At 52.4% G+C, this 14,682-nt stretch carries 7 protein-coding genes; 3 read left to right on the top strand and 4 right to left on the bottom strand.

Annotated elements, in window-relative coordinates; all coding sequences use genetic code 11:
• Window positions 1-100: 100 nt before the first annotated feature.
• The 3 genes from xylA to RHOLA_RS01275 are packed head-to-tail and all read left to right on the top strand — an operon-like array spanning window position 101 to window position 3,656.
• Window positions 101-1,291, top strand: a complete 1,191-nt coding sequence (gene xylA, locus RHOLA_RS01285; RefSeq protein WP_038501846.1) for a xylose isomerase — start codon at window positions 101-103, stop codon at window positions 1,289-1,291.
• Window positions 1,292-1,306: 15 nt separating this feature from the next.
• Window positions 1,307-2,713, top strand: a complete 1,407-nt coding sequence (gene xylB / locus RHOLA_RS01280) for a xylulokinase (RefSeq protein ID WP_038501844.1) — start codon at window positions 1,307-1,309, stop codon at window positions 2,711-2,713.
• Window positions 2,714-2,723: 10 nt separating this feature from the next.
• A complete protein-coding gene (locus tag RHOLA_RS01275; RefSeq protein ID WP_038501841.1) occupies window positions 2,724-3,656 on the top strand; it encodes an aldose epimerase family protein in 933 nt (310 codons plus the stop codon).
• Here RHOLA_RS01275 and RHOLA_RS01270 read toward each other — a convergent pair whose 3' ends face one another.
• From RHOLA_RS01270 to RHOLA_RS07035, 4 genes are all read right to left on the bottom strand, one after another.
• Window positions 3,657-4,943, bottom strand: a complete 1,287-nt coding sequence (locus RHOLA_RS01270) for a saccharopine dehydrogenase family protein (protein ID WP_038501839.1) — start codon at window positions 4,941-4,943, stop codon at window positions 3,657-3,659.
• A gap of 106 nt (window positions 4,944-5,049) precedes the next feature.
• Window positions 5,050-5,640: an RBBP9/YdeN family alpha/beta hydrolase gene (locus RHOLA_RS01260; RefSeq protein ID WP_051636162.1), complete on the bottom strand. Its 591-nt coding sequence runs from the start codon at window positions 5,638-5,640 to the stop codon at window positions 5,050-5,052.
• A gap of 12 nt (window positions 5,641-5,652) precedes the next feature.
• Window positions 5,653-6,864 carry a multidrug effflux MFS transporter gene (locus RHOLA_RS01255; RefSeq protein ID WP_038501837.1) on the bottom strand — a complete coding sequence of 404 codons (1,212 nt, stop codon included), beginning with the start codon at window positions 6,862-6,864 and terminating at the stop codon, window positions 5,653-5,655.
• Window positions 6,865-6,914: 50 nt separating this feature from the next.
• Complete coding sequence (locus RHOLA_RS07035; RefSeq protein WP_051636161.1) at window positions 6,915-14,630, bottom strand: InlB B-repeat-containing protein; 7,716 nt, start codon at window positions 14,628-14,630, stop codon at window positions 6,915-6,917.
• Between the last annotated feature and the right edge of the window lie 52 nt (window positions 14,631-14,682).

Below are 14,682 nucleotides of genomic sequence, written 5' to 3'. Positions count from 1 at the left end.
TGTGAGCAATAATCGGCGCCCAAAATTTTGCCCAGAGCAGTTCGAAGAATACTATGTTGTCACAGGCAACAAAACCGTTCAATGACGAAGGATTAGACACATGGCGCCCAACCCAACACGCGAAGACAAGTTCTCTTTTGGTCTCTGGACTATCGGCTGGGCCGCGCAGGATCAGTTTGGTGGCCCAACTCGTGCCCCACTTGATGTCGTTGATGCCATTCACAAGCTTTCTGAGATTGGTGCCTACGGCCTCACCTTCCACGACGACGACCTATTTGCATTTGGTAGCACCGACGCCGAACGCCGTCACGAGATTGACCGCACCAAGAAGGCGCTTGAAGAAACTGGCGTCATTGTGCCAATGATCACCACCAACCTATTCAGCCACCCAGTCTTTAAGGACGGCGCATTCACCAGCAACGATCGTGAGGTTCGCAGATTTGCTCTTCGCAAGACTCTGCGCAACCTAGATCTGGCAGCTGAGATGGGTGCCAAGACATTTGTTATGTGGGGCGGCCGCGAAGGTGCCGAGTACGACCACGCCAAAGATGTTGGCGGTGCCATGGAGCGCTACCGCGAGGGTGTAAACCTGCTTTGCCAGTACGTTATTGACCAGGGCTACGACATTCGCTTTGCCATTGAGCCAAAGCCAAACGAGCCACGCGGTGACATTCTGCTGCCAACTCTTGGTCACGCCATGGCCTTTATTGACACTTTGGAACACCCGGAACTAGTTGGCCTAAACCCAGAAACCGGTCACGAGCAGATGGCTGGCCTGAACTTCACATCGGGTATTGCGCAGGCAATTGAGCACGGCAAGCTCTTCCACATTGACCTTAACGGTCAGCGCGGAGTGAAGTTTGACCAGGACCTTGTGTTTGGTCACGGTGATATCTTCAACGCATTTAGCCTGGTTGGTTTGCTGGAGTTCGGTGGGCCAAACGGCGGACGTGCCTATGACGGCCCGCGCCACTTTGACTACAAGCCAAGCCGCACAGAAGACATGAACGGCGTTTGGGAATCTGCAAAGGCCAACATGGCAACCTATCTATTACTAAAGGAACGTGCCAAGGCATTCAACGCAGACCCAGAAGTTCAGGAGGCGCTAAAGGCCTCGCGCGTGCACGAGATTCACAAGGCAACCTTGAACCCAGGTGAAACCTACAGTGATCTTTTGGCAGACCGCAGTGCCTACGAAGAATTCGACGCCGATTCTTACTTCAACGCCAAGGGCTTCAACTTTGTACGCTTGAACCAGTTGGCTCTCGAGCACCTAATGGGCGCTCGCTAAACAGAAAGCTGCAAAGTGCCTTTAGTTGCCGGTATTGATTCATCTACCCAAAGCTGCAAGATTGTCATTCGCGATCTAGAGTCCGGCGCGCTTGTGCGCGAGGGCAGAGCAAGTCACCCAAACGGCACAGAGGTAAACCCGCAGGCGTGGTGGAATGCTCTGAATGAAGCAATCAAGCAAGCCGGCGGCATCGATGACGTTTCTGCAATTTCCATCGGTGGCCAGCAGCACGGCATGGTTGTCCTAGACACCGATGGCAAAGTCATTCGTGATGCCCTGCTTTGGAATGACACCAGAAGTGCCGGTCAGGCAAACGAGATCGTCGCAAAGTTTGGTGCGCAGGGCATTGCCGATCTCACCGGTTCTCTACCGGTTGCCTCGTTTACCGCAACCAAGTTGCTGTGGCTAAAGCAAAACGAACCAGAAAACGCAGCCAAAGTTGCCGCAGTATGTTTGCCACACGATTGGCTTACCTGGCGACTAGCGGGCTACGGGCCGCTTGGCGAAAGCGCGCTGGGGCCTGATCTGTCAGCTCTTACCACCGATGCCTCCGATGCCAGCGGCACCGGATACTTCAATCCAAAGACTGGCGAATACGTGAACGAGGTTCTTGAATTCGTACTAGGTCATTTGCCAGTTCTGCCAAAAATTATTGAGCCAAATAAAGCAGCCCACACCAAAGGTGCACTGGCAATCGGCGCCGGTGCCGGCGATAACGCTGCCGCAGCCTTTGGAGTACTGGCCAAAGCCGGCGATGTAGTTGTCTCACTTGGCACCAGCGGAACCGTGTTTGCAGTTTCTAAAACCGCAACCAATGACAGCACCGGAACCATCGCTGGTTTCGCCAGCGTCTCAAGCGATTTCTTACCGCTAGTCTGCACCCTCAATGCGGCTCGAGTGCTAGACAGCATGTGCAGCATGCTTGGCGTGGACCACAACGAACTTGGCGCACTTGCCCTGCAGGCAGAACCTGGAGCCGATGGGGTTGTGCTGGTTCCCTACTTTGAGGGCGAGCGCACACCAAACCTGCCAGATGCAAAAGCGGGCTTGCATGGCCTTACCCTAAAGAACAACACCAGAGCCAACATTGCGCGAGCCGCAATCGAAGGCATGCTCTGCGGTCTGGCCGCAGGCCTGGAGGCTCTTGCGGCGGCAGGCGTAAAGACTGAGCGTGTGATTTTGGTTGGTGGCGCCGCCGCCAACCCGGCCGTGCAACAGATTGCTGCCGAGGTATTTGGAGCGCCCATCACGGTTCCTGCCCCGGGTGAATACGTTGCCAACGGAGCAGCGCGACAGGCAGCTTCAATCCTGCTTGGCTCAGCGCCCGATTGGAAAATTGAAACCCTGGCACAAATTCCAACCACTGGCCAAGGCCCTGCGCTAGCCCAATACAAAAAATACGCAAACGCATACCTAGCCTGATCTGAACTAAATGTCGGCGCCTAAATTTATTGAACTTTCACTAGTCACCGATAAATCCAAAGTCACAGCAACCGTCTCAAATGTTGGTGCGGCGCTAAAGAATCTCTCGGTTTCTGGCACTGAAATAATCACGCCAACCACTGGTCACGACCTAAACCCATACGCTGACGGAATCGTCATGGCCCCGTGGGCAAATCGCATTGACCGGGGCAAGTGGAATCTAGATGGCATAGCTTTGCAGCTTGAAATAACCGATGCCGAACTAGATAACGCAATTCACGGATTGGTTAGTCAGGTCATTTTTGAAATCGACGAACAGAGCGAGTCTCACCTGAAACTTGGCTACCGCCTGGCGGCTAGCGCTGGCTATCCATTTGAATTGACAATCTCGATTTCTTATCAGCTGACAGAAACTGGAATCACAGTGACTCAAAGTGCAGTCAACCAAAGTGCTGCAAGGGCACCTTTTGTAATTGGCGCGCACCCCTTGTTTCAAATTTCTGGAACGCCAACCCAAGAACTTGAAATCAAGTCAGCGGCAAGATCAGTGAACCTGGTAAACGAGCGCAAGATACCAATCAAGAAAATTGCAACCGCCGGAACCCAATACGACATTTCCGAGTGGCGCAAACTATCAACTTGTGATTTTGATCACGGCTTTGGTGATCTAGTTTTTGATGATTCCGGACTTGCCCATCACTTCTTGCGCAGCCCAGATGGTTCAATGCTGGACATTTGGCAATCAGCGGAATTCAAGTACTCGTTTATTTTCACCCCGGACAATTTTCACAACAACGCTGACCCAACCCTTCGCAAGGCCATCGCGATTGAGCCACAGACCGGACCGGCAAATGCTTTCAATACCAAAGAAGACCTAATCTGGCTTGAACCAGGTCAGGTCTTCAAAGCTAGCTGGGGCGTTGTCTTCACCTCGGCAAAATAACTACGGGTGACGAAGCGGGCTTGCCGGTAGGCGCTCCTGCGCCTCCCACTTGATGTTGTAGCCGGTAGACGAACTCATCAAATCAAGGAAAGGCTTGGCATCAAACTCCTCTGGCCCCATAACTCCGGCGCCCTTCCAGGTTCCTTCAGCAATTAGTTCAAGCGCAATTAGCGGGTTGAAGGCCGTTTGGGCAACAACGCACTGCGCCTCAATGTCGGCCATGGTCTCGGCGTTATCGGCAACGTGATACAGGTAGGTCGCCCGGTCGCGGCCGTCCTTATCTTTACCAGTCACCAACAATCCGGCACAGGTCTTTCCGGTCATGCGTGGCCCAATGGTTGCCGGATCCGGCAATACCGCCGCCACCATATCGCGTGGCGCAACATCAACCGGACCCTGCGCCGAACGCACGCGCTGCAACTTGGTTGCATCTAGTCCCAGCTTGTGCAGGGTCTTCAAAACACCGATGAACTCCTCGCCCAAACCGTACTTAAAGGTAACCCGGTTGGCCTTGATGTTTCGCGGCAACATTGAAATTTCTTCGTGTTCAACGTTCACACATTCCACCGCACCAATACCGGCAGGGAATTCAAAAATCTCTGGCTCACTAAACGGACGGGTGGTGTACCAACCCTTTGACCGCTCATAGATAGTTGGCGGGTTAAGGCATTCCTCGATGGTGGTCCAAATTGAGAATGACGGCGCAAAAATTTCGTTACCCTGATCATCAACCACGGTTAGATTGCCACCGTCTTTGATGCTCAACTCATCGATTTCGCTGAATAGGTAATCCTGGGCGTAGCGCGCAAAAACGTTGGATAGTCCCGGCTCAACACCCATACCAACCAGCGCAAGTTTTCCAGCACGTTCCCACTGATCGTGCAGTGCGTACTGCGCATCGCCAAGTTTGATACCCGGTAAGTGGAATGGATCAGCCTCGTGCGGCTCAGAAAGACTCATGGCCATGTCAAGGTAGTTGACCCCAGCAGTGAAAGCACCAGAGAAAACAGTGGGCAAGAATTTTGGTTCAACGGCGTTGATCACAAAATCAACTTTGTGCGCCTTGCAAAGCTCGGTCACATTTGCAGCACTGGATGCATCAATCTTGGCTGCCAAGAACTTGGCAGCAACATCGCGGCCGTGTCGATTGGCAATCCATTCGATTGTGCGCTCAGCGCGTGAGAGGTCGTAGTCAGAGACCACGAATAGTTCATAAAAGTTGCGAGTAGCGGCGATTTTGGCGATTGCGTCACCAACACCACCAGCACCAACGAGCAGAATACGCATCGTTAAATTCCTAAATTAGAAGTTTGTCCCTGGGGCAAATCGGGAGCACTCCATTAGCCTACCTAGGCTTATCGCAAATCGCTGCTCGCTACCGAATCTAGGGAAGCTAGCGGACCGTGATGTCGGCCGCCGGATCATTGACCCAATCAAGCAGCCCCTGCCACTGACCCCAGCCCTCATCGGCCCTGAAGTGCTGTGCGCCTTCGATAATGATTGCCTCAACTCCCAGGTGTTTACCAAAGGTTTCTTGAACACCATCTGGGCTCCACGGGTCGGCATCGCTGCCCACAATGGTTAGCGACTTCACTGCTGCAGCCAAGGCAGCTTTAGTGGCTGATTTGGCTAGGTCAACCTTGAAGCCCGGCACCTCATCTAGCAAGTTTGGGTCGGCGGGAGCTACTAAAAGCAGACGATCCACGGGATTGCTAATTTTTCCATCCACAGCGGCACGAATGAAATTCACACAACCAAGGCTGTGACCAATCACAATCTTTTCTCCCTCGCCAGCTTCTTCAAGCAGCGCCAGCTCGGCTAAGAGAAGTTCTTGCCAGTCATCGTGATGAGGGGCATCGGTGTTTGGAAATTGCGGATACAACACCTGGTGACCCTGCTTGCGAAGTGCAGCGGTGAGAATCCGGTGCCAAGTGTTTTCTTGTCTGCGGTTTGTCCAACCGTGCATTATCAATACGCGAGCCATGACAACAGACTATTACTTTAGGGTTGGCACTTTTCTTGGATTAACAATTGTTACCATCGTCAATAGTGCAAGAGCGTGGGCCGCGGCGATGGTTAGTCCAACTCCACTCATGTTTTGCTTCGACAGGGTTGTGTAAAACGGTCCGGCAATTGCTGTGGCGAGGGATCCCAGCACGGCCAACAGTGAGGCGGCGGTGCCAGCTTCGTTTCCGTGCGGTGCAAGTGAGAGTGCACCAATAGGTGTCACGGTCATGCCAAAGAAGAACACGAACAACCAAACCAAACCGGCAACTAGCCAAAGCGGTGGATTGCCGGCTGACAACACCAAAAGCACAACGCCGATAACCACACTCACCACATGTAGCCCAACCAAAATCCATTGCGCAGGGACTCGCTGCGCAAGCTTTGAAGAAACCTGCACGCCAAGATATGCGCCAAAAGAATTCATCGTGAGCAACAAACCAAATTCAGCCGGGCTAAGGCCATACTGATTGGTTAGCACGAATGGCGTCACCACAAGGTAGGCCCAAAGAGAAATGCCGTTGAGCATAGAAATGATCACTAGGCCAACGTAAATTCGATCCTTCAGCACATGTACAAATCGCATGGCCATGCCGGCGAATATCTGATCGCGGCGATCCTCATGTTTTAGCGTTTCTGGCAAGAACTTAATTGCGGCAATTAACATCAAGATCGCGTAGGTCGCCAAGATTGCGCTAACTCCACGCCAATCCATGAACTGCAAGAGTTGCGATCCGGCGAAGGGACCAATAAACCAGGCCAGTGCTTGAATCAATAGCACCCGCCCCATAATCTTCAGCAGTGGCAGGCCATCGTAAAGATCGCGCAGTACCGCGTTGCCAACGACTAGAACTGCTGCTCCGGCAACGCCCTGAATAAACCTTGATGCAAAAAACAGTTCGATATTTGGGGCCAGTGCCACCAAGAAACTGGCCAGCACATAAAGCACGGAGCCGATCAACATTGGTCGGCGGCGGCCAATCGAATCACTCAGCGGCCCAGCAATCAACTGCCCAAGGGCAAAGCCCAGGGTCAGCGCGCTGAGGGTTAGTTGGATTAGTGATTCCGGAACATCAAAGCCGCGAGCAATGATTGGGCCAGAAGGAAGGTAAGGATCAAGCGAGAAGGGCTGAAGTGTCTGCAGTCCACCAATGATAAGGATGTACTTCCAGCGCTCACGCTGACTTATTGAAGGGCTGGACACCCCTCAAGACTAAATGAAAAGGCGGCCCCTAAGGACCGCCTTTCGCAGAATTACTTAGCCCACCAGAGCGTCATGTCCACACGTCTGGATCTAAAGGTGTTCTCCGGAGAGATTCCCTTTGCCGAGACCCTGTAGACACCGGTCACGCCGTACTTCTTTAGGAAAGCGGCAACATTTGCGGCGCGGGCCTTTGACAGGCGCAGGTCGTAACTCTTGTCGTTTGTCTCCTTGACGCGACCGTAGATGGTGATGTTATTGGCACGACCATAGGCCTTTGCTTTTGCCGCCAACTTCTTCAATGCAGTCTTGGCCCTAGGAGTCAACACCGATGAGTCACCCGCGAAGTAAACCGAAAGCACAAGTTGCTTTGGCTTAGCGATGATTGGTTTTCCGCCTGGATCAACCACACCGGTATTCGAACCCGAACCTGGCACCGAAGCCGCGCGCACTGTATAACTGGCAACCAGCACCACGTTGCTACTTGGCATGGTCAAGCTGCTGCCGGGAGTGAATTCCGTTCCCTGCGAAACTTCTGTCCACTTATCAAATTCATAGCCGGTCTTGGTTGGTTCCTGAGTCGCAATTGCCACTGTTGAACTTGGGGTGGCGAATTGGTCTGCTGGCTCACCACTTCCGCCGGCTGGGTTGTATTCGATGACGTAGTAAATCGGTGCCCACTTGGCGTAAAGAATTACGTCATCGGCCGGTAGCTTGAATGTGCTGCCATCAACGTAAGTTGGGCCGCTACCGTCTGGCGTTGTTGACCAACCAACAAACTGGTAATTGTTTCGATTCACTCCAGAAGAACTTGCCAATGTGATGTTGGTGTTGTAGTTTCCAGAATCAGCTGTTGGAGTTGTGCCACCGCCACCGTTCAAGTCATAGGTAACAGTGATTGTCTTGACAGTCCACTGAGCAACCAAAACTTCGTTTCCAGAGATGGTGAAAGATTGGGTACCGGTACCCGCCTTATAGGTTGAGGTTGAAGGGGTGCCATCTGCAAGCTTCCAGCCATCAAATGTGTAGCCCGGGCGAACCGGCTGGATCGAATCAACCGTGTACAAGGTGCCGTCGTCAATGTCAGCGCCTTCTGGGCCACCTGATCCGCCGTTGGCGTTGTAGGCAATCTCAAAACGTGAATCAATCCACTGTGCGTAAAGAATCACGTTTTCAGCTGGCATACTAAATGCTGCGCCCTCGATGTATGTGGCTCCCGATCCGTCTGCGCGTGTGTTCCAGCCAACAAAGCGGTACCCCGATAGGTTCATCGAACCCTTGTTAGCCGTGGTCACTGAGGCCCCAAAGTTATGCGAACCACCGGTAGGTGCTCCAGAACCAGAGTTTGCGTTGTAGGCAAGCGAGTAACTAATTGCAGTCCACTTGGCGTAAAGAGTCACGTTAGATTCAACGTTGAGTGTGAACACACCCATCGGGTTGAAGTCAGAGCCTGACCCATTAGCAGCAGTGTTCCAACCGCTGAAGGTGTAGCCCGTTTTGGTAGGAGTTGTGCTGTCAACGGTTACGCTTTCGCTGTACTTCACCGGCTGCGAAGAGAACACTCCTTGACCACCGTTGGTGTTGTAGTACAGGGTGTAAGCGGTCTTTGTCCACTGGGCATACAAGGTCACATCCGCGTTCGGCATGTTGAACTTGGCGCTTTGCAAGTAGGTTGTTCCAGACCCATCAGCCAAGGTATTCCAACCGGCGAAGCTGTAACCGGTTTTGGTTGGGGTGCTGCCGCTTACGGTCACTTCAACGTTGTAATTGGTGCTTCCACCGGAAGGCGCTGTGGAACCACCCTGGGTGTTGTAAGTCAGCAAGAAGTTGTTGACTGTCCACTGAGCAAACAATGTGGTGTTTGAATTTGGCATCGTGAACGATAGTGAATTCGGCGCGTTGTAGGCAGTGCCATTTCCACCCACCAGGGTGTTCCAACCTTGGAACGTGTAACCAGTCCGTGTTGGTGCTGTTGAAGACAGGTTAGCCGTTGCGGTGTAATTTCTGGTTTCAGCAGCCGGCGCACTAGCACCGCCGTTTGCATCATAGGTAAGTGTGTAGGCGTTGCCTTGCCATTGAGCGGTCAAGGTCACATCACCAGCAGGCATCTTGAAAGTTCCGCCCGCTGGATAAATGTTTCCAGCGCCGTCCTTCCAACCTAAGAAGGTGTATCCAGTCTTGGTTGGAGCCGAACCATCAACAGAAATTGTGTCGTCAATGTGTTTGTTGGTTAGCTGAGCCGGTGCCGTTGATCCACCGTCGGAGTTGTAAGTGACGGTGTAGTTGACGGCAGTCCACTGAGCCACCAAAACTTCATTGCTGTTTGGTGTGAAAGTTCCGCTGGCGCTGTAAGGCCCACCTGATGGGCTGTTATCTTGCAGGCTCCAGCCACCAAATGTGTAACCAGAACGATTTGGTTGAGTGGCACTGATGGTAAATGACTGGCCAGTAGTTGCGTTGGTATTTGCCGGTGCACCGGTTCCACCGTTAGCGTTGTAGGCAATTTCAATACTTGCATCAACCCACATTGCATAGAGTGTGCGGTTGCCTGCCGGCATCGCAAAAGTGCTTCCCGGCATGTAGTCGGTGCCAGTTCCATCAGCGTTAGTGTTCCAACCGGTGAATACGTAGGTAATCGAACCAGTGGTGTTGCTCAATCCGGTTCCAGCCGCAACTGTGACTGTTTGCGCCGCGGTGTAATTTGTTGCGTCGCTCACGGTACCGGTTGCACCTGAGTAAGTTGCCGAGTTGTTGTTGTAGGTCACGATGTAGGTGATCGGTGTCCACTTGGCATAAAGGGTGAGGTTGTTACCCGGCATTAGGAACGAACCGGTGTAGTTGGTTCCTGTTCCGTCTGCAGCAGAGTTCCATCCAGCAAATGTGTAACCCGCACGAGTTGGGTTGGTCACCGGCATGGTTGTGGTTGCACCCTGAACATAGCTTTGCGACTGCGGGGTACCCGTTCCACCATTCACATTGAAGACCAGGGTGTATTTGCTGAGAGTCCACTGCGCATAAATGGTTGTCGTTACCGTTGCCTGCAGAGTAAAGGTCGAACCAACCGCATACGAGGTGCCGGTGCCGTCAGCCTTTGAATTCCAACCCACAAAGTCATAGCCGGTGCGCGAGGTATTGCTTCCGTTTGCCACGGTGGTGGTGGTGTTTCCTGCAGCGGTGACACTCGCCTGCGTGGTGGTTCCATTATTTCCGTTGTAGGCAAGGGTTCCGTTTGCAATGGTCCACTTTGCGTAAAGAGTGGTGTTTGATGCAGGCATCGAGTACGTAGCACCAGATGCGTAGTTCACATTGCCGGCCCCGCTGTTTACAACGGTGTCCCATCCTCCAAACACGTAACCAGTTCTAGTTGGCACAGTTGAGGACAATGTCACATTATTTGTGCCGGTCTCATACGAACCAGCGGCTGGGGCACCACTTCCACCGTTGACGTTATAGGTCAGGGTGTACTTAATCGGTGTCCAAACTGCATACAGAGTCAGGTTGCTTCCCGGCATGGTTACCTTGCTTGATGCAGTGTAATCAGCTGTGGTTGCAGTACTTGAGGTAGCCCAACCCGCAAAGGTGTAGCCGGTCTTTACCGCAGTCCCCGCGCTTAGGACCGTGAAAGTTGAACCAGCGGCACCAACGTGAGTTCCAGACTGAGATCCAGATGTTGGGGAATTTGAGTTGTAACTAATTGTGTAGTTCGTGCCACCTGTGGTCTGCGGCGTAGTGACTCCCCAGTCCAGAGCCTTGAATGCCACACCGTAGTAGTTAGGTGATCCCGCTCGGTCGCGACCAAACTTAATTCGGAAGGTTTCAATATCCGCATAAGTCACAATCGCCATGTCAACTGGATCGTTAGTTCTTGCTGTATCTGGCGATCCTTGGAAGCGCATGTCCGCAGGGAAACTTGCTGGAGCTGAACGAGTCGTACATGTTCCAGTATTTGGAATCACGCACTCTTTAAGCTTTGTGTTTCCAGCAAGCGTGTAACTTTCAGCCAGCGTGAAGTCGTTCCACTGGTAGTAGTCGATGTCAATTGCACTGACGTTTACGTTTTGAATTACAACCTTGGTGGCACCGGTGCAGTTCGGGTTTGCGACAGTGCAAGGGTTACCTCCAGCACCAGCTACGCCGTGCTTGTAGAAATCAAACTTGAACTGTGCAAAACCATTCGCAGCGGTAAAGTCTACGTCCGTCTGGAAGTAACTGTTTGCTCCACCAGCGCGAGCACCGGTTTCATAGTTTGTGATTGTTGCGCCTGAGAGGGTTTCAGTTGTTACCAGTGCGTCAACCTGGACACCACCCTTGGTCGTGACGTTTAGGAACAGGACTTTATTGCCCTGGGCTTTTCCATTAGTTCCAACAACGTGCAAGACATTCGAAAAATCAAAGTTCAGCTCGTCAAAATTGACGTTGATCTTGTCAAGTCCAATTGTCAGCGTTGCGGCTGTTGAGCTTGTGACAGCCGTTAAGCCACTCAGGGTATTGGTGACCTTAACGCGATATTGCTTACCCAAATCAGCGCTCACCAACGAAGCAGTTGTGTAGCTATTTGTTGTCCCACCAGTGCCATCGGCAACATTCATCCATGTGCTGCCATTATTTGCAGAAACTTCCCACTGGTAACTCAAGGTACCGCCATCAGTTACTGCAGCAGTAACACTGAAGGTTGCTGTCTCTCCCGCTGATTTTGTAAGGTCGGCGGGTTGCGAGCTGATTGTTGGGGTTTGAACACTTGACGGCAATGAAACGATTACGACACCGGAACCACCAGAACCACCTTTAGAAGACATACCTGCACCACCGCCACCGGAACCCGTATTTGCAACACCCGCTGTAGGAGCCAATGTTGAGGATCCACCATTTCCGCCAATAGACGATCCACCCAAGGATGCAGTATCAGTAGCTGATTGACCTCCGGCACCACCGGCTGCATAGTAAGTGGCCACACCGGTGATGCTCGATTGGAACCCAGCTCCCCCGGCCCCAGCCGTGCCTTGTGCAGCGCTTGACACTATGGAAATGCCAGCTGAGCCAGCTCCACCACCACCAGAACCTCCTTGCGAGGCGGTTCGCTCCATGGCACCACCCGCATTCCCACGTTTTGTGAATCCGGACACATCAGGTTGATTAGATGCAGCTGCAGCCAAAGTCGATTGGTACTCGCTGTGACCGCCTCCTGATCCTCCTGAAGAACCAGTTGAACGCGAGCTGGTCTGCGACATGTATCCCCACCCGGCGCCGGCGCCACCACCCTTGGCTGTTGCAGAGCCAAATGTTGTGTCACCACCGTTTGCACCTTTGTTCGTGTCTCCGTCGACCTGTAATCCACCGGCACCGCCAACACCGACAATGACCGTCTTCGGTGTGTTGACAGACAATGTTTGATTGGCAGAGGCGGTCAGCATTGCGCCGGCACCGCCACCGCCACCCCAGGCCCAGCCTCCGCCACCGCCACCGCCGGCGACCACAAGGGCGCTAGCAGTGCTGGAATTTACAGGAGGGAACCATCCACCAAAAGCATTTAGGAATGTACGCGGGAATGAGTAAACCGTCGCTCCAGAAGGAGTTGAAGAAGAAACGATTGAGGTGCTGGTTGGGCTACCAGTAGTTGTTAGGTTTGCGCTTCCAACCATGTCAGCCACCGTTGCTGTGCCTGTTGCTTCGTTGAATGGATAAAGATTTGTAAGTACTGGGGTGCCTGATGAACCGGAAATATATCCAGTTGTGTCTTGATCCGCGTAGGCATTCATGCTTCGCGCAATAAGCGCAGAATCAGTAATTGCTGTATTCCAAACCTTTACCTGGTCGATTGCGCCCTTCCACCAGGAATTTGGATCGCTCGGTGCCGCGGAGTACTGCCCAACATAGAATCCTGTACTTACAGTCTCAGAGCCATAAACAAAGTTTGGTGATGCCACGAGCGATCCATTAATGAAGCAATATGCTTTTGAATTGTCATAGGCAATTGCGATGTGCACCCACTGATCGACTGGGAGTGTGCCACACACAACTTCAGAGGAGTTCACCGCTTGGTCACGGTAAGTAACAAGTTGATTGTTTGCCCTCTTCACGTAAAAACGTGTTGAGCCAGTTCCCTGGGATGCAATAATTGCCGTCGATGGCGCACCAGAGGAAGTCGGGTTTATCCAAGCCTCGAGCGTGAAAGCACCCGTTGATGGAATTACTTGAGCACCAGAGGCAACCGCATACTGCGAGGTTCCATTGAAGTTCATAAAGTTGTCGTCAATTGGTGCATACGCAATCACAACAATTCCGTTCGCGCCAATCTCGCCAATAAGCGTTGTTGTTCCGGTCGCATAACGATAATCAGTGGAGCCTCCGGATCCCGGTGTTTTATTTCCTGCCGTCCAGGCTAGGTACTGTCCTCGCTTTCCGTATTCAACGGAAGTACCAGAAATTGACGATGTGCGCACGGAAGATTGCCCGCCCCAACCTCCAGATTGTGCATCAGATCCACCACTGCCTGCGACTCCACTAAGAGCTGTGAATGTTGCCCCATTGAATGTCTGATTCTGCGCTGTGCCTGCCGGGCCTCCAAGACTCGAGACACCGGGCTTTGCGCCACCACCATTTCCGCCAGCTACGAAATCTGCTCCGCCTGGCGTGGTTGCGCCAGTCCCCGAAGAGTTGTAGCTGTAGCCGCCACCACCACCGGCTACTTTTAGTGAACCCAACAAACTGTAGCCGCCGCTACTTCCGATACCAGTATTCTCGGAACTTCCCAAGCCGCCAGCTCCAACTCCAATTGGTATTGCAGTTGTTGGGAGTTGCAAACTAGAAATTTGGTAAACGGCTCCACCTGCTCCGGAGCCACCAGTAATTTGAGTTGGGCTCGCAGATTTTCCACCACCACCGCCACCGCCAACAATTAGGACTTCTGCTCTATTGATTCCTGAAGGTGGAGTCCAACCACCACCAGGTGTTAGGTAACTACGAGGAAAGGTAACAACAGTTTTTCCGGCCACTTTTGACGTTGCCTTCACGTCGTCACGCGAGATTGAAGTTGCGCTAAGACTTTGACCGGTGTTCACCCGGTTATAGATGATGTTGCCAGAGCCTTCATTGAAGTCAAAGTGTGCGTTTAGTCCGCTGATACCTCCAGCACCGAAGGCGTTCATACTCGTTTGAATTTGAGACTGAGATAGGTTTGAATCCCAAACCTTCACTTGGTCAATTGAACCCTTAAACGAGTCTGCGCCATCGACAGCGGAACCAATTACCGACCCAGAACTAAAACTTGCCGACCAGTTATATGTCGTTGTCCATGCTTGGGCACCGTTTATAAAAATGGTTACCGAGCTTCCGTTAACGACTTGGGCAATGTGAGTCCACGAATTGTTTGGCACAAGTACTGGGCTGAAAACACCGCAGTCATTATGCGCGAAGTGCAACTTCCAACCATTGTTTTCTGTGTTGCTCAGGAAGAGACCATACCGATTAGAAATGCAGCCTGCACCTGTCAAGCCTTGGCCAAAGATAACCATGTAGTCATGAGTCGAAGTCCAAGCTGCTGGATTTACCCAGGCTTCAACCGTAAAAGTTGTGTCGTTGCTCGCAATTGGTGACACAGAAGCACTGCTTGGTCCGGTTGTGTAATTAAAAGTACCGGTGTAGTCCACAGTTGAAGAATCACCTGCAACAGCATTTGCTGGCGCATCAATCCCAACGATTGATCCGACGATTGCAAAAATGCCAACGAAAAAAGCGGTGAGATAACGACGAACGTCAAACTTGCGATGCAAGGGGTGCTCCTTAGGAAAACACTGGGAACCAGGGATGTTTCAAGTCTAAAAA

Origin of the sequence: Rhodoluna lacicola, from assembly GCF_000699505.1 — a bacterium.
Lineage (GTDB): Bacteria > Actinomycetota > Actinomycetes > Actinomycetales > Microbacteriaceae > Rhodoluna > Rhodoluna lacicola.
This window is presented reverse-complemented; position numbering and strand designations above follow the sequence as displayed.

What these genes read in the sequence shown, in the direction of transcription:
- xylA (WP_038501846.1), top strand. Translation starts at nt 101, where the DNA reads ATGGCGCCCAACCCAACACGCGAAGACAAGTTCTCTTTTGGTCTCTGG.
- RHOLA_RS01275 (WP_038501841.1), top strand. Translation starts at nt 2,724, where the DNA reads ATGTCGGCGCCTAAATTTATTGAACTTTCACTAGTCACCGATAAATCC.
- RHOLA_RS01270 (WP_038501839.1), bottom strand. Translation starts at nt 4,943, where the DNA reads ATGCGTATTCTGCTCGTTGGTGCTGGTGGTGTTGGTGACGCAATCGCC.
- RHOLA_RS01260 (WP_051636162.1), bottom strand. Translation starts at nt 5,640, where the DNA reads ATGGCTCGCGTATTGATAATGCACGGTTGGACAAACCGCAGACAAGAA.